This window comes from Treponema sp. OMZ 798, from assembly GCF_024181385.1.
Taxonomy (GTDB): domain Bacteria; phylum Spirochaetota; class Spirochaetia; order Treponematales; family Treponemataceae; genus Treponema_B.
In genome coordinates this window covers 2,048,805-2,070,332 of record NZ_CP051305.1, presented here as the reverse complement: position 1 = coordinate 2,070,332, position 21,528 = coordinate 2,048,805, and the positions used below count along the sequence as shown (strand labels likewise).

At 36.2% G+C, this 21,528-nt stretch carries 16 protein-coding genes and 1 tRNA gene; 11 read left to right on the top strand and 6 right to left on the bottom strand.

Translation table 11 applies throughout. The features are described 5' to 3' along the window. Genes E4O07_RS09615 through E4O07_RS09600 form a run of 4 tightly spaced genes read right to left on the bottom strand, consistent with a single transcriptional unit; the run spans position 1 to position 5,607 of the window. Positions 1–1,602, bottom strand: a complete 1,602-nt coding sequence (locus tag E4O07_RS09615) for an ATP-binding protein (RefSeq protein WP_253685244.1) — start codon at positions 1,600–1,602, stop codon at positions 1–3. Positions 1,603–1,646: 44 nt separating this feature from the next. Further along, positions 1,647–4,217 carry a polynucleotide kinase-phosphatase gene (locus E4O07_RS09610; RefSeq protein WP_253685242.1) on the bottom strand — a complete coding sequence of 857 codons (2,571 nt, stop codon included), beginning with the start codon at positions 4,215–4,217 and terminating at the stop codon, positions 1,647–1,649. After that, positions 4,207–4,923: a methyltransferase domain-containing protein gene (locus E4O07_RS09605; RefSeq protein WP_253685240.1), complete on the bottom strand. Its 717-nt coding sequence runs from the start codon at positions 4,921–4,923 to the stop codon at positions 4,207–4,209. The genes E4O07_RS09610 and E4O07_RS09605 overlap by 11 nt, the downstream gene beginning before the upstream one ends. A gap of 42 nt (positions 4,924–4,965) precedes the next feature. Beyond that, a complete protein-coding gene (locus tag E4O07_RS09600) occupies positions 4,966–5,607 on the bottom strand; it encodes a hypothetical protein (protein WP_253685238.1) in 642 nt (213 codons plus the stop codon). A gap of 154 nt (positions 5,608–5,761) precedes the next feature. Here E4O07_RS09600 and E4O07_RS09595 point away from each other — a divergent pair, with 154 nt between their 5' ends. From E4O07_RS09595 to E4O07_RS09575, 5 genes are all read left to right on the top strand, one after another. Beyond that, complete coding sequence (locus tag E4O07_RS09595; protein ID WP_253685236.1) at positions 5,762–6,454, top strand: TPM domain-containing protein; 693 nt, start codon at positions 5,762–5,764, stop codon at positions 6,452–6,454. After that, a complete protein-coding gene (locus E4O07_RS09590; protein WP_253685234.1) occupies positions 6,455–7,228 on the top strand; it encodes a TPM domain-containing protein in 774 nt (257 codons plus the stop codon). Between the two features lie 163 nt (positions 7,229–7,391). Beyond that, positions 7,392–7,464, top strand: a tRNA-Lys gene (locus tag E4O07_RS09585). 122 nt (positions 7,465–7,586) lie between these two features. Then, positions 7,587–9,119 (top strand): peptidylprolyl isomerase, encoded by a 1,533-nt coding sequence (locus tag E4O07_RS09580; protein WP_253685232.1) that lies wholly within the window; start codon positions 7,587–7,589, stop codon positions 9,117–9,119. 2 nt (positions 9,120–9,121) lie between these two features. Further along, positions 9,122–10,810: a motility associated factor glycosyltransferase family protein gene (locus E4O07_RS09575; protein WP_253685230.1), complete on the top strand. Its 1,689-nt coding sequence runs from the start codon at positions 9,122–9,124 to the stop codon at positions 10,808–10,810. 24 nt (positions 10,811–10,834) lie between these two features. Here the strand turns inward: E4O07_RS09575 and E4O07_RS09570 are convergent, their stop codons facing one another. Both E4O07_RS09570 and E4O07_RS09565 read right to left on the bottom strand, forming a co-directional pair. Further along, entirely contained in the window at positions 10,835–12,658 is a 1,824-nt protein-coding gene (locus tag E4O07_RS09570) for an ABC transporter ATP-binding protein (RefSeq protein WP_253685228.1), read from the bottom strand. Next, complete coding sequence (locus E4O07_RS09565) at positions 12,651–14,471, bottom strand: ABC transporter ATP-binding protein (protein WP_253685226.1); 1,821 nt, start codon at positions 14,469–14,471, stop codon at positions 12,651–12,653. The genes E4O07_RS09570 and E4O07_RS09565 overlap by 8 nt, the downstream gene beginning before the upstream one ends. Positions 14,472–14,653: 182 nt before the next feature. Here E4O07_RS09565 and E4O07_RS09560 point away from each other — a divergent pair, with 182 nt between their 5' ends. From E4O07_RS09560 to radA, 6 genes are read left to right on the top strand one after another with little or no spacing between them, the layout of a single operon-like run. Beyond that, a complete protein-coding gene (locus E4O07_RS09560; RefSeq protein WP_253685224.1) occupies positions 14,654–15,022 on the top strand; it encodes a BlaI/MecI/CopY family transcriptional regulator in 369 nt (122 codons plus the stop codon). Position 15,023: 1 nt separating this feature from the next. Beyond that, positions 15,024–16,139, top strand: a complete 1,116-nt coding sequence (locus E4O07_RS09555; RefSeq protein WP_253685222.1) for a M56 family metallopeptidase — start codon at positions 15,024–15,026, stop codon at positions 16,137–16,139. Between the two features lie 25 nt (positions 16,140–16,164). After that, positions 16,165–17,445: an aspartyl protease family protein gene (locus E4O07_RS09550; protein ID WP_253685220.1), complete on the top strand. Its 1,281-nt coding sequence runs from the start codon at positions 16,165–16,167 to the stop codon at positions 17,443–17,445. A 54-nt stretch (positions 17,446–17,499) separates the two neighbouring features. Next, a complete protein-coding gene (locus E4O07_RS09545; protein WP_253685218.1) occupies positions 17,500–19,101 on the top strand; it encodes an ATP-binding protein in 1,602 nt (533 codons plus the stop codon). Further along, positions 19,098–19,928, top strand: a complete 831-nt coding sequence (locus E4O07_RS09540; protein ID WP_253685216.1) for an Mrp/NBP35 family ATP-binding protein — start codon at positions 19,098–19,100, stop codon at positions 19,926–19,928. The genes E4O07_RS09545 and E4O07_RS09540 overlap by 4 nt, the downstream gene beginning before the upstream one ends. Positions 19,929–19,948: 20 nt before the next feature. Beyond that, complete coding sequence (gene radA, locus E4O07_RS09535) at positions 19,949–21,334, top strand: DNA repair protein RadA (RefSeq protein ID WP_253685214.1); 1,386 nt, start codon at positions 19,949–19,951, stop codon at positions 21,332–21,334. Positions 21,335–21,528 lie beyond the last annotated feature (194 nt).

The following is a 21,528-nucleotide window of genomic DNA, read 5'->3' as shown; positions in this document are numbered from 1 at the left end:
TTATAATTCCTCAATCTTCCAATCCTGAATAGTCCTTTTTTTTTCATCAAAATTTGTACCTACGATGATGATTTTTTTACCGCTGCCCGAATATTTACCGGCATAGTTTTTATCTTTGATTTGTTTTATAGCGTCTTCAGCCGTTCCGGTTGAGATAAGTTTAAATTCAAATATATAAACCTTATCTTTTAATTCAACAATACAGTCGGCTCTCCCTGTTGCACAATGTACTTCCGTGTGTACAAATTGGTTCATAAGTGCGAACACAAGATAAACCGCTGTTTGATAGTTTTGCTCGCGCAAGGTAAGATCTTTTTCTGTGAAATTATCGTATGGAATTCCGGATATTATGCCCTTCATCTTTTGCATAAGACCGTCCACATCTCCGGCCTCGATTTGCTCATAGAATTCCCAAATTGAAAGTCCTGTTTTGTCGGTCCGTATCGGGGTGTAAGCGGGAAGCAAATTATCTAAAAAACCGTACCTTACCTCATCGTTAGGAAAACCTAAACGGTAAAGTCTCGAAAAATCGTTATAATCTTTAATTGTCAAATAGCCCGATTGAAAAAGAATCGGCAGCGGATTAATTGCATCTGCCCTGTAAGTCTCTAAGCCGGCTTCGTTCATTTTTACATTACCGTCAAGGTCGGGAATATTATAATGAGCTCTTTTTAAATAGTTGACTAAGAAGGTCGGAGTACCTGTTGCGAACCAATAGTCTCGCATCCTTCCGGCGGCAAAAACATTTAACAAGCTAAAAGGATTGTACATATTTTTTCCAATCTCGGAAAATTTATAACCGTCATATCTTTGCTTTAGCTTTGTAAGAACGTCTTCATAGCTTATGTCATTTTTTTCTGCAAGAGATCTAATTTCAGGTTTAAAGTCTTCTTCAAGTTCTTCTTGTGAGATACCGCAGAGAGCAGAATAGTCCGGCAACAGGCTCAAATCTCTAAGATTATTTAAATCGCTGAATATGCTAACCTTACTGAATTTTGTAACTCCCGTTAAAAATACAAAGCGTAGATATTGGTCAGCACTTTTAATCACTCCAAAAAAACTTTTTAAAATTGTGCGGTAGATTTCGTTTAGGCGCTCATCCTTCCACATAGTTTGCAGAAGAGGTTTGTCATACTCGTCAATGAGAATAACTATTTGCTTGCCGGTTTTTTCACAGGCTGTCCTTATCAAATTTTGAAAACGGTCAGGAAGATCAAGACCTGTGCTGCCGTATATTTTTTCATATTCTTGTAAAAAAGAATTAAGCCTATTTAAAAGACCTTCATTTGTATCGTAAACTCCTATGTTAAAATCCAAATAGAGCACAGGATATTCCTGCCAGATTTCTCTTTTGTCTTTTTCGCTCTCTTCAAGTTTTTCTATAGCTAAACCCTTAAATAGTTCTTTTTGACCAAGGAAGTAGGCTTTTAATGTGGAAAGAAGGAGGCTTTTCCCGAAACGGCGCGGACGGCTTAAAAAGTATGGAACAGGATTTTTAATCATATTCCATATATATTCGGTTTTATCGACATAAAAAAAGCCGTTTGTTATAAGTTTTTCAAAGCTTTGAATGCCTATGGGCATCTTTCTAATATTGCTCATATTTATTAGTATAACAGAAAAATAAAAATTTGGCAATCTTATAATTACAACCGCGGATCGACAGCTTCGCTTTCGAGGGCTAGAACTGCAAATGCACTTTCGTGAACCCGTCTTAAAGGTTCTTTTTTTACAAATCGTTCAAGAGCTTCTATGCCGAGGGCGAATTCCTGTAAGGCCAGAGCTCTTTTTTTTGCCAAACCTCTTTTCTTTAAGCGGTCTAAATTTTCTTTTTCGCAATATTCCGGGCCGTAAATAATACGCAAGTATTCTTTTCCGCGACATTTAACGCCTGGTTGAACGAGGCCGTGCTTTTCTGCATAAAAAACAAAATCGAAGGGCTTTATTACCATTCCTTCTCCGCCGGCCCGTGTAAGAGAGAGCCACCAATTTACCGCATCTTTTATTTCATCTTCATTTTCTACATTAACTATTTTATAGGGTGTAATTTTAAAAAGCGTTTTATCGGCAAGACAGATTTCTTTTATGTTTTCCATGTGCCATTCGTGATTTTTATCGGTGTGCACAAAGTCTTCCGTTGCCAAAATGTGGAAGGGTGCGAGTTGATAATCATCTATGCTTTTTACTTCCCAACAATAATTGCGGTAAGAGTCAATAAATTTTTCAACAGCGATTTTCTTTTGAGTAAAGGCGGCCGATAAATTTTCTACTCCTTCAACTCCGCGCATTTTTGTAAGAGTTAAAATTTTTTCCGCTTCCGAAAGGGAATTTATTGCAGAGGAACCTGTTGCCGCATATTGATCATGGATAAGACTTTGAGCCTTTACAGACCACGGCATGAGTTCCGCATCGAGGCAGACCCAATTGGTGCTGTGCTTTTCCCAAAAGTTTGAAAGCGTTAAGGCTCTTTGAACCTTTGTCAAAAATTCTTTTTCTATTTTTGAATCGTTAAAAAAGTTTCTTCCTGTTCTGGTATAACAAATACCGAAGCCTTCAGTTGTAATTCCGAATCTTTTTTCCGCAGTTTGAATGTCCTTGCAAATAATAAGCACGGCCCTTGAGCCCATGTGCTTTTCTTCCAAGATAATTTTTTTTAATCCGCGGCTTTTGTAATAATCGATAGCTTCGATAGGGTGCTCCAAAAAATTTTCAAGTCTGCTTGTTTCGGAAGGCGACATTGTGGGCGGAAGATAGATTAGCCATTTGGGATTTACCGCAAAACGGCTGACTGCTTCTAGGGCTGCAATGGACTGCTCTTCGCGGATTAGGATATTGTTTTTTAAGCGGGTTTGAATAATTCGTCTTCCTGTTACGTCTTCAATATCGAGGAGATCATCGTTTTCATGCTGCAATGAAAATGAAAGTTTGGGCTCGATAGGGCGCACCGGCTCTGTATAAATTTTTTTTGCCCGAACCGATACAAGCTCCTCTTCGGGATAACGTAATGCAGTCAAGGTTCCTCCGAAAACACAGCCGGTATCTATGTCAATCGTGTTATTAAGCCATTCCGAAGCCGGCACAGGTGTGTGCCCGTAAACTACCTTTGCCCTGCCGCGGTATTCCGAAGCCCAATTATATCTTACAGGTAAACCGAACTCGTCCGTTTCGCCGGTTGTTTCTCCATATAAACAAAAAGAGCGAACGGCTCCCGATCCTCGGCCGTGCATTTCTTCTTTAAGCCCTGCGTGAGCGACGACAAGTTTTCCGGAATCCAAAACATAGTGACTTACAAGGCCGTATAAAAATTCTTTTAGATCGTTTTTAAATTCTTCGGATTCTGTTTCAAGCTGTGCAAGAGTTTCGGCAAGTCCGTGTTTTTCCTGTACTGCCTTTCCGTTTAGTTTTTTGTGAAGCTTCATATCGTGATTGCCGGGAACGCAGAGGGCGGAACCGTTCCGCACCATACTCATAACAAGTTTTAAAACTTTAGGTGAAGCCGGGCCCCTGTCTACGAGGTCTCCTAAAAAAACGGCCATGCGGTTTTCTGGATGGCTTACCTGCAAGCCGTAATTTTTTCCGTCATCGGCTGCCGAATCTATTTTGTAATTTAGTTTTTGCAAAAGTTCCAGAAGCTCGTCATAACAGCCGTGCACATCGCCGATAATATCGAAAGGGCCGTGCATATCGGTTTTATCGTTATAAAGTTTTTCACGGACAATTTCGGTAACGGAATTTACTTCTTCTTCAGATCGTAAAATATAAAGTTTTTTAAAACCTTCTTTTTTTAAATTCTTTAACGAATGTTTTAAGTCCTGCATGTGCCGTCTTAAAACTCTGGTAGAAATATTTCTGTCCGTTCTTGCTTCGTTTCTTTTTTCGCAAAGTTCTTGAGGTAAATCAAAAACAATTGCAACAGGAAGAATATGAAAGGAGCGGGCTATGTCGAGAAGTTTTTTTCTTGCTTCTTGCTGAATATTTGTTGCATCTGCAACCGTGAGTAATCCGTTTTGCAGCCGCTTTGAAAGAATAAAGTTAAAAACTTCAAAAGCATCGTTTGTGGCTGATTGATTATTTTCATCGTTTGAAACTATACCGCGGCAAACATCGGAAGAAATAATTTCGTATTTTTCAAAATGCTTTTGTGCAAAGCTGCTTTTACCGGAGCCCGAAACTCCGACGAGTAAAACCAATGAGGTCTTTGGTATATTAATCTGCATATTTAAATACCGCCATCTGCGACGGAGCTCCTATATTTTTTTCTTCTTCACCTACCGGAAAAAACTCAACCGAATAATTATTTTCATCGGCAACTCTTTTTGCCCATGTTTCAAATTCCTTGCGGGTCCATTCAAAACGGTGATCCGTATGGCGCATTTTTCCGTTTGCTAAATTTTCGTATTGCACATTGTACTCACTGTTCGGTGTAGTAAGAACAATCGTATTTGGCTTTGCAAATTTAAAGACGGATTTTTCAAAAGCAGGCAGTCTGTTTTCATCGAGGTGTTCTATTACTTCAACAACAGCGGCAGCATCAAAACCCGAAAATCTTTTGTCCCTGTACATCAATGAGCTTTGAAATAAATTAAGCCTTTCTTTTTGTTTAGGCGGCATATCCTCCCAATGGAGTCTTTCCTTGCATTTTGTCAATTCGGAATATGAAACATCCATACCGGCAATTTTTTCAAATTGTTTTTCTTTTAAAAGAAGGCGTATCAGTTTGCCGTCTCCGCAGCCTAGATCGATTACGCTTGCCGCTCCGCTCTCTTTTAATTTTTCGGCAACGGCATTCAGTCTTTGATCGTGGAGCCTTTCCTTTTTTTCTTTTTGAAGAGGAGAATCGGATTCTTCTTCGGTTTCGGATTGCGCCGTATCTTCAGCCAGCGTATCAAAGGCTGAGCGCACAAGAGATTTTATGTTTATCAAATAGCGTGAAACTATTAAATCTTTAGAAGGATGATTTTCAAGTCAGCCCCTTCCTTTTTGCAATAATTTATCGACCTCATCCTGCGTAATAAAATAATGCTTTTCGTTATCCAATACGGGAATTAAAACATAAAGATGAGAAAGCAAATCTTTAAGAGGTAATTTATTTTTTAATGTGAGTGTAAAATATTTTCCGTATCCCCATTCGGTAAATTTTGTATCGAGAATATGACGCTCGGCTTCGACACTGTAGCCAAGAGGTTCAAAAATGTTTTTAATCAACATCTCTCCGCCTCGCGGAGCGGGAAGAACTGAAATCTTGACAGTCAATGAAAGTGCCTCATCAACATATTCCGGATGTTCCTTGCAGTTTCCGTTTAGGGCACTTGAAAAGACCTTTGAAATTGCAGAGCTCATAAAGGAGGATGCAACATAGGGGCGGTCATTTACATATTGACCAAGTAAAAAATCCTTGCCCGTAAAATTTTTTGCATTGCGTACCATGCCGACAGGATCAATTTCCAAAAGCAGGGCTGCCGTAGTTTTTTCTTTCGAGTATTCGGGATAAAAGACATGGGCCTTTCCTACCGATAATTCTGCTGTCTGTAATTTATCGGGATGCTTGTGCAGCAAAAAACTTAAAATATTCAAGTTACTTCCTTCAGCACTTATCGTTAAAAGCATTTATTCTTCCTTATTATACTATTTCTAAACAATCGGTATTTTAGCATATCGCAGATAATTTCGCAAGTAAGCGATTAAGATACAGTATTTAAACGGAAGTTTTAACTTGCGATTTTCGTATAAAAGTGGTATAATAAATGTTGGAGATAGCTTTATGGAAAATAACCGAATATTAAGTAAAATACACATTAAGAATGAAGATTTGGATTTGATTAAAAATGCCGTTGCAGAAGCTGAAAAAACAACAAACGGAGAAATTGCCTTGGCCGTTATTCCGCAAAGCGATTCCTACTCCTTTGTAGAAATGTTTGCAGCACTGTGCCTCGCCTTTATTTCTTTTTTTATCATGCTTTATTTTGGAGACGGTATCTGGCGGCTTCTTCAAACAAAATTATGGTATCCTTCGCCTAAGATGCTTACAGCGGTAATCGGATTTAGTGTTTGGATTATAATGCTTCTTTTCTTTTTGCTGATAAATATTCCTGCGCTCGACAGATTAATAATTCCAAAAAAAATAAAAGAAGCAAGAGTGTATGCGCGTGCTTTAAGGCATTTTGTAGAATGCGGAATCTACAAGACAGCTGAAAGAACAGGTATTTTGATCTTTGTTTCCATCCTTGAAAGAAAGGTTTTTATTATTGCCGATTCCGGTATTGCCGAAAAAGTTGAGCAAGGTAAATGGAACGGTATTTGTAAAACAATAACCGAAGGTTTAAAATTGAAGCAGACTGCAAAAAGTCTTTGTTCTGCTGTGGAAGAATGCGGAAATATTCTTTCAAAACATTTTCCTAAAACGGAAGGAAATCCTAATGAATACCCTGACGGGCTTGTTGTCTTGGAGAAGTAAATGAAAAAAAATATTAAAAATCTCTTTATCCTTTGTTTTTTGTTTTTGACCTTGTTTAAGGCTTTTAGCCTTGCTGTGCCCAATCTCAAAGGGCCGGTAAACGATTTAGCCGGAGTTCTATCGTATGATAAAAAGGCTGAAATAGAGAACTTTCTTTTTGGAATTGAAAAAAAATCGGATGTACAAATTGTTGTGCTTACCATTCCCTCTCTTGAAGGAGAAAATCTTGAAGAATACTCCTTGCGTGTTGCAGAAACTTGGCAGTTGGGTTCCAAAGAAAAAGACTCCGGTGTTTTGCTCCTTGTTGCCGTGAATGACCGAAAAATGCGCATTGAAGTAGGGTACGGGCTTGAAGCAAATCTTACGGATGCTGCTGCCGGACGTATCATACGCAATATAATTGCACCGGAATTTAAATCTAAAAATTTCGGTACCGGAATATTCCTAGGTGTAAAGGCTATCGCAGGACATGCATTACAGGATGAAAACATTTTATCCGACATCGGTTCCTCCGATGAAGATCTTGATGGTCTTACCATCATTATTGGACTCTTGCTTATGCTTGTGATTTGGTTCATCATTTGCAGGCTGATTCCATGCTTTTTTTGGATTTTGTTCCGCTTAGTAACTTTACAAGGTTTTACCGGTCATGAATTAGCGACGAATTTATTTACTTCAAGAACTGTGTTTAAATTTTCAGGTTCCGGAGAAGGCGGCGGATATTCCGGCGGAGGAGGCAGTTTTGGGGGCGGAGGTGCTTCCGGAAGCTGGTAAATGTTACAGGGAACCTTTATATTCAGATAAAAATTGTTTTAAATTATAACTGAAATTTGAGTCTTGGAGCTAAAAATTTCCAAAAATATGCTTTTTTTGACCAATTTAGTATTGACATTTATTTTAACCTGTGATATTATAGCCCCTGTTGCAAATGCAAAATGGGCTATTAGCTCAGTAGGTAGAGCAACGCCCTTTTAAGGCGTGGGTCTCAGGTTCGAATCCTGAATAGCTCAAAACGGAATCGGTTTATATCGGTTCCGTTTTTTTTTGCCCCAATGCCTGATGTATTGACAAAGGGGCTGTATAAGTGGTACTATTCTGCTTTAAGTCTAAATTTACATTTTTAGAGGTTTATATGGCTAGTTCAAAAAAAGTTGCTGCTTCCATAGGAGGCATTATAGTTTTTGTTTTGGGTGTAATCGCATTTGTTGTGGCTCCTATGGTAACAGACCGCGCTTCTCAAGGATTTACTGTAGTCGGGAAATGGGGTAATGTAAGAATCGATAACGGTCCGTCTTCTCCCTTCGTTGACCAATATCACTTTTTGGCTAATTACGTTGAGAGGCAAAAAATCGAGCCGGAAGATGCTCAAATGAGGGAATTTTTCTGGCAGCAGCTCTCATATTTGGCTTTTAGAGCTGCCGTTGTGCAAGTAGCTATGGAAGATGAGGTTATAAATGCCGGATACCGTGTTCCTCAGTTCCGAGTTAATAAGGATCTAATAAACTATTATTTGGATGAAAACGGAGTTTATTCCGAAACAAGGTACCGGCAGACTCCCGAAACTACCAGAGTTACATATAGAAAAGAAATCGAAAAATATATTAAGGATAACAGATATATTGAAGATTTATTCGGAAATGGAAATAGCTACGGTCTTAAAACATCTTCAAACGAAACCGATTTTATTGTCGATATGGCAAAGAAAGAAAGAAGCTTTAAATATGTCGTTTTTAATTTGAGCCTCTATCCTTCTTCCGAAATCGTAAAATACGGAAAAGAACACAGCGATCTTTTTACAAGCTATGATCTATCCTTGTTAAGCTATCCCACCGAAGAAGAAGCAAAGAAGATGCTTGCCTCTCTTAAAAGCGGAGAAGTAAGTTTTGAGGATGCCGTTATTTTAAATGCAACAAAAACCTTGACAGATGAAAGCGGAAAGATTACTTCAAATTATCGAACGGATATAAATAGATATTTCCCCGATAACGAACATCTTAAAGCTGTTTTAGCTTTGAAGCCTTCAGATTTAAGCCCTGTTGTTTCTATGCAAAACGGCATGTTCGGAATTGTAAGGTGTAACGCAGAGCCTTCTCTTCCCGATTTTGAAAGTGAGTCTCTTATTTCAAATATTCGAAATTACATGAATCGAAATGAAAAGGGAATGCTCGAAGATTATGTGCTCCAAACTGCAAATAAATTTGCGGAAAATGCAAAAGCTTTAGGGCTTGAAAAAGCTGCTGAAGATTTTAAAGAAACAACCTTAACGGTTGAGACTTCAAATCTTTTTGGAATCAATTACGGAAACGCAAGCTCCCTTCCGCCTCTTCCGGCTCAGGGTGTTTTTGCAGCTCTTTCAAAAAACGAAGCCTTTTTTAAAAAGGCCTTTGCTTTAAAGAGCGGAGAAATTTCCGAGCCTATTCTTGCCGGTTCTGAGGTTGCCATTTTAACTCTTGCAGAAGAAAAAGAAATTGACAGCTACACAATGGATCGTACTAAAACGGATTACCAAAATCAGGCAGGAGCTTGGTTCCCCTATTATCACATAGCAGCTATTATGAGTATGCAGGGAATGAATTATCCTCTTCCGATTGCTCATAAAACCTTTATGGATTATATTTTTACCAATGCTAAATTCCAAGATAATTTTGGGAACCTATTTAAATAATAATGATTACAAATAATGAAAAACCTGAGCTCATTCCGATTGACTCAGGTTTTTCGGTTTTATACAAGGGTAAGTTCTTATATTCAAAACGCTCACCGCAAAAAAATATTCTACAATTAATATCTTCTATTATAATTCAAAGCGAAACATTGGTGCTTTGTGTATCGCCTGTTTTAGGATACGGGCTAAAAGAACTTTTAGAAAAACTTCCACACAATTCTTTTCTTCTCGGTTTAGAAGCCGATGAAGAGTTGATGAATCTTTCAACATCACAGATCGATAAAACTATTTTAGAAGATACTAGATTTTTGTATTTAAGAACAGAATCGATAAATCTTTTATTAAGCCGGCTTGAAAATTTTATTAAAGGAAAAAAGATCAGGCGTGTTGTGAGGATTGATTTTTCGGGCGGTGCTGCTTTAAATCAAGCCTTTTATTCCCAAGCCTTTGATTTTATTTCTCAATATATTTCGCAAATATGGATTAACCGATTAACCTTAATTCAATTCGGCAGAAATTATGCCCGCAATTTTTTTAAAAATTATTATTCTATTGTAAAGACAAATTCTCATTTCGGCTCTTTAATCGAAAAATCGGTTAGAAAACCTATTATTGTGGTAGGGGCGGGTCCTTCCCTTGATTCTTCGATCGCTTTTATAAAAGAAGATAGGGATAGGCTTTTTGTTCTTGCAGTCGATGCTGCACTTTCAGGACTTTATCCCGAAATAAGGCCCGATGCTGTTGTTTTGCTTGAGTCTCAATATTGGATTCAAAAGGCCTTTATCGGTATTGCAGATTTGGGCATTCCCATCATTGCCGATCTTACGGCTAATCCTTCTTTGCTTGCAACGTTAAACGGAGATAAGGCCTTTTTCTTTACCGATTATGCAGCTCAAGACAGTCTTGCCGGCTCTTTTTTTTCAGGGTTACACAAAAAAAATATCTTACCTTTAAGGCTTGAAGCCATGGGGTCGGTAGGGCTTTCGGCCTTAGCCGTTGCCGAACGATTAGCCTTTGGCGGTCTTCCTATTTTTCATACGGGATTGGATTTTTCGTGGGGATGCGGCTTTAGTCATTCAAAGCTGAGTTATCAGGTTAAAAATTTGTTCTCGGATCTTTCTAAAATAAAAGGGCTGTATTCGGGAGAATCTTTGTTCCCTGAAAAACTCATTTGTGAAAAAGGAAAGGACGAGGCTTCTGTTTTTACTTCTCCAAACTTAAAAAATTATGCCGAACTTTATAAAAAGTTTTTTGCTTTTAAAGAAAATTTTTTTGATGTAGGACAATCAGGTTTGGAAATAAATTCAAAAAAAATAAACCTTAATGAGGCAAAAAAAATAATCGATGATTTTTATTCGAGTTATGAAAAATCTTTTTTTGTAAATAAAAATGATGATAAAATAAATTTTATTGCCTTTGATTATAAAAACAAAGAAAAAGAAATTAAATATTTTTTAACTTACGAAAAAGAAAAACTCCTTAAACTTAAAAATATTTTTACGGGGAAGCTGAATTCTTCCGATGAAGAAATAAAAGAACTTCTTTTGTCTATGCCATATCTATATCTTCATTTTCCTGATTATAATTCTTTGTCCGAAACAATCTTGGATAAGCATTTTTTATCCCGTGTACGAATTGAGATAGAATATTTTTTAAAGACACATCTGATAAATGAAAATTTTATCGGTTAAAAATACTTATAGCCTTATTGGAATTTATACCGTATAAGTTTCTTCCTCTTGATAGTGCCTTGCCTGTGCATTCCAAAGCTCGTAGTATTTTCCCGTTGTATCCGAAACAAGTTCATCATGATTTCCGTATTGGACAAGATTACCTTCATCCATAACTGCGATTTGGTCACAGAATTTACATGAAGAAAGCCGGTGCGAAATATAGATGGCAGTATTTTTTGAAGTTATAGTATCAAAATGAGAATAAATTTCAGCTTCCGAAATAGGGTCGAGGGCTGCCGTCGGTTCATCCAAGATAAAAATCTTTCCTCCGTGATAAATTGCGCGGGCCATTGCAATTTTTTGAGCTTCGCCTCCTGAAGCCTCAATACCTTCTGTTTCAAAATTTTGATAAAGGTATGCTTCGCTTCCGTACTTTTTATAAAAATCTTCCATACCTGTTTTTGAAAGGGAATCGGAAACTTTTTCTTTATCGTATGTGCTTGAGGCCGCTACATTTTCTCCTAATTTAAGTGATAATAATTTAAAATCCTGAAAGACTATCGAGAAAATATCTATGTACTCATCATAGTCATAGTCTTTTATGTTTACACCGTTTAAAAGTATTTCGCCTTCAGTCGGCTCGTAAAGTCTTACAAGTAATTTGATGAGGGTTGTTTTTCCTGAGCCGTTTTTACCGACCATTGCAAGTTTTTGATTCGCATCTATTTTTAGGTTTATATTTTTAAGAGCATATTTGTCTTGATCGGGATATTTAAAACTTAAATCTTTTAATTCAAATATAAAAGGTCCATCTTTTTTTACCGAAAGAGTTCCCGAATACTTTTTTTCGTCTATGCCGAGGAAGTTTAATAGTTTTTCGCGAGACTTATCTGAAGGAACAAGGGTGGTTAATCCGTCAACAGCTTCATATATTTGTGCCGAAAAAATATTTATCGCTCCTATGTAAAAAAATACTTCGCTTACTGCAATGGAACCATAAATAGCTTTTAAACCTACAAACAAAAAGATTAAAAGTAAAAGAGAGCCTTCGAGGAGCTTGCTTGCTCCGATAGTGCGCGAAAAAAACTTTGCCATAAAATCATGAGAACTTTTTTGCATTGCAAGATAGGTTCCCGTGTACTTTTCAGCTAAACCTTTATCGTATAATCTGATATCTTTTCCCGTCCTATAATCGTAAATTAAATTCATATAGGTTTTTAGGTAGCGTGCATTTTTATTGACTTCGCCTGAAATATGTTCTCCAAATTTTTTATAAATATATTTTGATAAATAAAAAGAAATTACATTAAATGCTATCAAAAGAATTAAAAAGCTGCAATTTATAAATGTGGCGGAAAGCCCCATAAATCCTTGGGAGTTAAAAAGACCTATAAAGAAATATAGGGCAGTCCCTGCTCCTATAAAACCTCCCACACAGGTTCCTGTTTTTCTCATAAAATCGCTGTTAGAAAAAACTATAAAGCGTTCAAACTGTTTAATCGCATTTAACTCGTTTTGAAATTCGTTTTGTTCCGTAAGTTCAAAATTTAATCTTAAAACTTTAAGAGCTTTTTCCATAGTATGCTTTTTAGAAAAACATTTTAAGTGGTACATAAATCGTTTTTCTAAAACTCCTGCAATTATCGACAAAAGCATAAATGAGGTTAAAAGAATAATAGTTGATTTTAAAACTTCATTTATTGATTTTTGGCTGATTAGTGATTCAATTATTATCTTGGATAAATATAGGAGACACAAGGGCCTTACGGCTTCTATAATATAAAAAAAGATATTACTCCACATTGAACCTCTTTCTATTTTTTCAAAATAAGAAAACATTCTAAAAAATCTTTTAAGCCTATTCATTTTCATCTCCTTTATTTTCTTTATAATACTTACTTTGAATATCATACATTCTTTTATATGTCTTGTTTTGCTTCATAAGCTCATTATGAGTACCTTCTTCTATTATTTTCCCGTGTTCGAGTAAAATAATTCGATCGCAAAATTTTGTAGATGCTAATCTGTGTGAAATAAAAATAGAAGTTTTTTCTTTACTCATTTTGTCGTATTCTTCATATATTTTACTTTCTGCAACCGGATCCAAGGCAGCCGTCGGTTCGTCCAATATATTTATTTTTGCATTTTTATAGAGAGCTCTCGCAAGAAGCATTCTTTGATTTTGTCCTCCCGATAAATCGATAGCCTCATCATTACTTTCCTTTACTAAAACAGTTTCAAGTCCTCTGGGGAGTTTAGAAACCATTTCGTTTAAGCCGCTTAAAGCAACTGCATTTTCTAATTTCTCTTTGTCTATACTTTCCGTTCCGGCAACATTGGCTGCAAAACTTTCAGGAAAAATATTTATATCCTGAAATACCGGAGAAAATAAATTATAGTATTCCTGCTTTTTAAAATCGGAACTCTTTTTCCCGTCAATTAAAATATTTCCCTCTGTCGGTTCTAAAAGCCCCATTAAAAGATGCATGAGGGTTGTTTTTCCTGCTCCATTGATTCCGACCAGAGCTAACTTTTCTCCCGGACTAATTTTTAAATTAAAGTCTTTAAAAATCCATGAAGCATTTTCCGAGTACCTAAAGGAAAGATTTTGGAATTCGATCGATGGCTTTTCGGCAGTATCGTTTGCGGTCAAATCTCCTTCTTTTTTTTCTTCAGGTGTGTTTAAAAAAATTCTTATTTGACTTAATTCGCTGTTAAATATAATTAAGTTGCTTATTTGAAGAACAATAGCGTCCATCCATTTTGAAAATTCCATGACCAAGCCGATAAGAAAAACAAATTGAGAAACGGCAATGGTTCCTGCATTTAATTGGTAAATTAGGTAAATGTATGCAAAAATATCTCTTATAAAAATCATTAAGGCGTTTAAGATTTTTCCTCCTGCCTGAACATTGGATTCTGCTTTTAAAAATTTTTTTACCCGCCTGTGATAGTGCTCAAAATTTTCAATCAGCCAATCCTTCATCTTATAAAGGCGTATGTCTTTTGCAAAACGTCTGTCTTCTGCGGTTGTAAGAATGTATCCTTCTTTTTTTTCATCATCACCGCGTTCTTCCATATTTTTGTGAGTGTATTTTCCTGTGTATATTCCATACAATAAATTCACGGTCCCTGAAGCCAAAACTATAAATAGAAGAATTAAGTCGATGCTTATGATACCTGAGCTAAAGAAAAAGGCTCCGGCAATTGCAGTTAAAAGAAAGGATAGGTTGAGCCCAAAAAAATGAAAGGGCCCGCCTGAGCTTCCCGTCATAACTATGTTTTTTACCTTGGTTATCTTTGTCTGCATTTCGGGAGAAATTAGGGTTTGGTAATTAAGTTCAAAGATTTTTCTATTTACAGGTACCGAATAAATATAGAATAAGGGACGGGAACCTAGGGCCATCAGTTTTGTTTCAAGTACCTGTAAGATAACTTTACAGGCAGTTATCAAGAGTCCTGCCGTCAATATGGAAAGTAAAACTTCCTTAGCTTCTGCCCCCGTTTCAATACCCAGTATAATGGCTTTCGGAATAAGGATGGTTTGGTAAATCATAAAAATGCGGATAGGTATAGAAATAAGTATAAAGACGATACCTGCCGGGAAGGTTTTTAACCAGATACCCAAATAATAGAAGATGTTATTTATAAGGTTTAATTTTTTTACGTTTTTTTCCATGCTGCCCTCGTTTACTTTTATCTTTTAAATAAGTTAACTCATTCTAACACGCTTGAATAAATCAGTCAAGTGTTTTACTGAAATATATAAAAAAAATATGATTTTTTTATATAAACTACTGTAGTAGTATTGACAAGTTTGATTATTTTTATTAAAATAAACTGAAACTACCGGAGTAGTATATGGAAATAAAACTGTTTGATTCTGAATTAAAAGTGATGAATATTCTTTGGGATAGGGGAGCGATGACTGCAAAACAAATTTCTATGATATTGAATGAAGAAATTGGATGGAATGTGAATACTACCTATACCTTGATAAACCGCTGTATTAAAAAGGGTGCAATTGAGCGTGTTGAGCCTAATTTTATGTGTAAGGCTCTGATTTCAAAACAAAAAGTTCAAGAAGTTGAGACAAAAAATTTAATAGACAAAATTTATGACGGATCTGCAGATTTACTTTTTTCGGCACTTTTGGGCCGAAAAAAACTGTCGAAGGCTCAAATAAATAAATTGCGGCAAATAGTTAAAGATTTTGAAGATGAGGATTAATATGAATTTAATGGAAAAAAGCATAACCGGTATTTTTTTAATCTTTGTTATTATGCTCATTCGGTTATTTATGTTGGATAAAATTCCTAAAAGAACCTTTGTAGTTTTATGGTTTATAAGCATTATTCATCTTTTATTACCTTTTTCAATTCCTTTTAGGTTGAGCATTTATTCTATTTTTAATTTTAATAAAAATGTATTTTCACCTCTTAGTCTTTTAGTTCAAAATGATTCAGTTTTAAATATTTCGGATTTAAAAATACTGGTTTATGAAAAAAAATCGATTTTTCCTTTTTTAAAAAACTTACCGCCGTGGTTTACTTGGGTTTGGATTGCGGGTTCTCTTATTTGTGCCTTATTTTTTTTACATTCATATCTTCGTTTTATAATTAAATCAAGATCATCTATGAGTCTGTCTCAGAAAGAAACTGAGACTATGCTTAATTTTAATACTTTACGAAGAAAAATTAAAATACTCATATCCGATAAAATAGATATACCGCTGACATATGGACTTTTTAATCCTATTATAATTATTCCTGAACATTATAATTTAATCAATGATAAAGATATCCGTTATATCTTGTATCATGAGTATGTACATATTAAAAATTTTGATTCTGTTATAAAAATAATTGCAACAGTTGCAGTTTTAGTTCATTGGTTTAATCCTTTTGTTTGGGTTTTGTATATTCTGCTTTCCCGAGATATCGAATTATCCTGTGATGAAGAGGTTATCAAATATTTCGGTAGAAAATCAAAAAAAGAATATGCCAATGCTTTAATTAGAATGGAAGAAATAAAGAGCTCTTTTATACCTGTTTGTAATTTTTTTAATAAAAGTTTAATAGAGAAGAGAGTTTTATCTATTATGAGAATAAAAAAGAAGTCTAAGATTATTATGGTTTTTTCTTGTCTATTAGTATTGAGTGTAAGCTTTCTCTTTGCAACATCAGAAAAAAAATCCTTTAAAACAGCCGGCTCTAAACCTAGAGTTTACATGATAAACGGCAATGGAGAAATAACTAGTTATGATATTAAAAATTTACCCGGCAAAATAAAAGAAAGAAAGATTATTTCGGTAATTAAAATTGATAAAAACAATAATTCAGAATAAATTTTATATTTTAAGGAGTATTAAAATGAAAAGAAGTCAATGTAAATTAATTAAAATATTAAGCTTTTTCTTAATATTTTTATTTGTTTTTAGCAGCGTATTTGCACAAAATGAAGCTGAATGCGAAAAAATTGTACAAATAGCAATGGATTGCTGTAATGAAAAATCTTTAACTAAGATACTGCCGTATTTATCTGAAGATTTTTCAGTTGCAGGACATAGCGGTAATTTGGCAGAGGCTATATTTAAGCAATTAGTATCGGCTGTAGGATCAATAGTTTCATATAATAAAAAAGAAAGCCGGCTTGAAGCCGATAAATTGATTTTGGAGTATTCGATTGAATATTCACAAGTGGGGAAAAAAGATTCCGTCTTTATTTTTAATAAGGATAATTTACTTACCGGAGCTGAACTTATGAAAATAAAGGTAAAAACCTTATCACCGGAAGAAAGAACCGTAGAGTATAATAAAGCTAATCTTATATCCGTTCCAATAATTCTTGCAGGAAATATTCCTCTTGTTGAAGTATTTCTGAATGGTGAAAATCGATTATTTTTTTTAGACAGCGGAGCTCCGTTTTCTATTTTGAATTCAAAATATGTTGAAGGTTTGAATAAAGGCCAAAAAAAGTTAGGCAGCTTACAAGATGTTACCGGCAATACTTCAATTTCTAATATGGATATAGCTGCGGTAAAAGAATTGGAATTTGCCGGCAGCAAAATAAAAAATCAAAAAATGGTAACTCTTGATATGAGTAGTCTTGAAAAGTCTTTAGAAACGGACGGCATATACGGATTAATCGGGTATGATATGTTAAAAGAATATGATTTCTTTTTAGATTATTCAAAAAAAACTTTAGTACTCATTAATCCTGACCATATTGATGATTTTATAAAAAATAATAAGTTAAAAACGAATTCTAAACTTTCTTGCAAAATGATAGGTCATATTCCTATGATTGAAGTTTTAATCGGAAATAAAGCATATCAAATGGGTATAGATACCGGAGCAGAGACGAACCTGATAGACAGCACTTATTTTAATGATTTGGAGTATCTTTTGCAAAATAAACAAAAAGATGTGCTTGGAGGAGCCGCAGGCATTAAAAAAGAAATATATACAGGAGAATTAAAAAAGCTAATAGTTGGTAAAAATGTATATAAAAATTTAAGGACTTCTTTTTCGGATATTTCTCATTTAAGAAAAAGACCTGAGAGTTATGATGGACTTTTAGGCTATCCCTTTTTGTCTTCACAGCCGGTTCTTATAAGTTATAAACGAGGAGAAGTTATTTTATTTAAATAAATTTTAAACTTTGCTTATGTTGTAAATTTCTTTTTTTTCTGATATAATCTAACTATGAGTACGATACGAAAGATGCCCATAGGTGTTCAAAGTTTTGAAGATTTACGTTTAAAAGATTTTATCTATATCGATAAAACCGAATTTATTTGGAAGCTGGTTGACAGCAGTAAAGTTCACTTTTTAAGCCGCCCGCGCCGCTTTGGGAAGAGCCTTTTGCTTTCAACATTTAAGGCTTATTTTCTCGGTCAAAAAGAGCTTTTTAAGGGTTTAGCGATTGAGAAACTGGAAGAAACCGAAAAGGACAAAAGAGAGATTTGGCAGAAATATCCCGTATTCTACTTGGATTTTAACGCCGAAAGCTATATGGATATCAAAAGCCTTGAAACCATTTTAAACACTCATCTTTCTTTATGGGAAAAAGAATATGGAACCGAAACTGCGGAGACCTCCTTTTCAAGCCGTTTTGCCGGTCTTATCCGCCGAGCCTACGAAAAAACAGGTAAACAGGTAGTTGTGTTAATCGATGAATACGATAAACCCTTGCTTCAAACCATGTGGAAGGATGAAGCCCTAAACGAAACCTACCGTACAATCCTTAAAGGCTTTTTCGGAGTTATCAAAAGTGCAGATCAGTATCTCCGTTTTGCTTTTTTAACGGGAGTTACAAAATTCAGTAAGGTCAGCATATTCAGCGATTTAAACAATTTGAGGGATTTAAGCCTATTGTCCGATTATTCGGCAATCTGCGGTATTTCGCAAGAAGAACTTGAAGCCGGGTTTGAACCTGAAATTAAATCTCTTGCAGAAAAAAATGACATAAGCTATGAAGAAGCTCTTATAAATTTAAAGCAAAGATATGACGGTTATAAATTTTCCGAGAACGGAAAAAATATGTACAATCCTTTTAGCTTGTTAAATGTTTGTGCCGACGGAAGAATGAGAGACTATTGGTTTGCAACAGGCACTCCGACTTTTTTGGTGGACTACTTAAAAAGGGCTTATTACAATATTCCCGACCTCGACGGAAACGTAAAAATGAATGAGGCAGGTTTGGAGACCTATAGGGCGGAGGCCGTAAACCCCTTACCGATCTTGTTTCAATCGGGATATCTTACGATTAAAGATTATGATAAGGAATTTGAACTTTACCGCTTAGGCTTCCCCAATGATGAGGTGCGCTACGGCTTTTTACATAATTTACTTCCTGCCTATACTTCGATCACTTACGATAAGACAGGTTTTTCCGTTATGGAATTTACCAAGGCTGTAAGAGAAGGGAATGTAGATTTATTTATGGAAAAGATGAAGGGCATAATATCGGGAATTCCTTATGATAACTTAACCGAAAAAGATTTAGCCCTGCGTGAGCAAAACTATCAGACAGCTGTCTATCTTATATTCGCTTTGATGAATCAGTTTGTACACACGGAAGTATATTGTGCAACGGGAAGGGCTGATTGTATTGTAGAATTAAAAGACAAGGTTTATATCTTTGAGTTTAAACTTACATCAAATGCAAACGAAGAAAACGCTCTTAAGCAAATCAAAGAGAAAAACTATGAGAATAAGTATTCGGGAAGCGGTAAACAAATTATTCTTATTGGTGCAAGCTTTGACGAAGAAAAAAGAACTATCAAAGATTGGAGGGTAATATGAGTCAAACTTGTGATCATGAATGTGAAAGTTGTAATTTAACCTGTAATGAAAGAACTTCTGCGCCAAGCAGTTTTATTGAATGTCCGAATAAATTTAGCAGTATTAAAAAAATTATTGCAGTTGTAAGCGGTAAGGGCGGAGTTGGGAAATCTCTTATTACTTCTTTATCCGCAGTACGCGCTCAAAAAAAAGGTTATCAATGTGCTGTCCTTGATGCTGATATTACGGGACCATCTATTCCTAAAGCTTTCGGTATATCGGGAACTGTTGTAGGAAATGACTCCGGTATTTTTCCTGCAAAGACTAAAACCGGAATTGATATTATGTCGGTTAATTTACTTCTCCAAAATGAAACGGATCCTGTTATATGGAGAGGACCCGTAATTGCCGGCACGGTAAAACAATTTTGGACAGATGTTATTTGGAAGGATATAGATTTTATGTTTATCGATATGCCTCCCGGAACCGGTGATGTGCCTCTCACTGTTTTCCAATCCATACCTATCGACGGTATTATTGTAGCAACTTCTCCGCAAGAACTTGTTTCAATGATAGTTACCAAGGCCGTCAATATGGCAAAAAAAATGAATATACCCATAATCGGTTTGGTTGAAAATTTTTCATATTTTACCTGTCCGGATAACGGAAAAAATTATCATATTTTTGGGGAAAGCGGTATTGATGAAATAGCCTTAGAATACGGCATTCCGGTACTTGCAAAACTTCCTATTGATCCTGAAATTGCAAGGGCGTGTGATAAGGGTGAAATAGAAAACATCGATGCGCCATGGTTTGACCCTATTGTTGAATGTATTGCAAAACTTTAATTTAAAAAATAGGAAACTTTATGGCAAAAAAGAAAACAGGAAACCTTGCACACCGCTGTTCTAATTGCGGTTATACTCAAGCCAAATGGCTGGGGCGCTGTCCCGAATGCGGCGAGTGGAATACATTTGAAGAAGTTACAATCAATGAAAATTATTCCGCAGCCGAAAGGAATCTTGCAGAAAAATTTGTAAAGGAAGCTCACTCCGTTCCTCTCGATGCTATTGAGGCTAATGATGCAGTCCGCATTTCGACGGGGATTGCGGAATTTGACAGGGTGCTGGGCGGAGGAGCCGTAAAGCGTTCGGCAATTTTGATCGGAGGAGAGCCGGGCATAGGAAAATCGACACTGCTCTTACAAGCCGCTTCGGCCTCTTCTTCGGGCTCCGTAAAAAAAGTGCTCTATGTTTCGGGAGAAGAGTCGGGCGGGCAAATCCGTTCCCGTGCCGACAGGCTGAATCTTCCTTTAAAAAATATTGAACTTTTATGCACTTGCAGGTTGGAAGATGTAGAGAGGGTTTTAAACAAGGTAAATCCCGTTTTTGTTATAATCGATTCAATTCAAACCATGTACTCCGCAGATGCAGGAGCTGTTCCCGGTACGGTCAATCAGTTAAAGCTATGCGCTCACGAGCTTGTGTCTTGGGTTAAGGAGAGAGACAGCGTTTTGTTTTTAACTGCCCATGTAACCAAGGACGGAAACATAGCGGGCCCCAAGGTGCTTGAACACTTAGTCGATACCGTTATTTCTTTTGAAAGAACTGAAGACGATGTACGCTTTTTGCGTGCATTAAAAAACCGTTTCGGTTCAGTAGATGAGCTTGGAATTTTCTCGATGGATGAAAGCGGGTTAAAAGCCATAGATGACCCCTCTTCATTATTTATTACCAATCGGACCGGGGCTCTGCCTGCGGGTTCCGCTGCCGTTCCCGTCTGCGAGGGAAGCCGCGTTTTTATGGTAGAAATACAGGCCCTTACGGTTCCTGCCAAGGGTGCGGTTACAAGAGTTTTTTCCGACAAAATAGATTCTGCCCGAGTCAGCCGCATCGCTGCCGTTTTGGAAAAAAGAATAGGCCTGCAATTTTCGGATCAGGATATTTACGTAAATGTTGCAGGCGGCATAAGGCTTAAAGAACCTGCCGCAGACCTTGCCATAGCCTTGGCTCTTTATTCCGCGAGAGCGAATATTCCTGCACAAAAAGAAGGGGCTTATATAGGCGAGCTCAGCCTCGCAGGAGAAATCCGAAGCGTGAAAAAATTAAAGCAAAGAATCAAAACCGCCCAAAGCATGGGCTTTACAAAGGTAGTGTCGCCGCCTCCTTCCGATTCCGAGACAGGAGATATAAATACCTCACAGCTTTTTAAGGCAGAAGATTTAAGCTCGGCTATCAAAAAGGTGTTTGGGTAAATTTGTGCGTGAACAAAATTTATCTTAATCTTGTTTCTTTAGATTTTGTTGATTGGTTCATGATTTGGTATTGTAATTGGGTTGTATCCATAATTATATATGCTTGTATATTTGATGTCAATATAAAATTTTACATTGACAGAGGAAATGCAATGACATGTCGAATCGAAAAAGTTGACATTGCCAATATATTT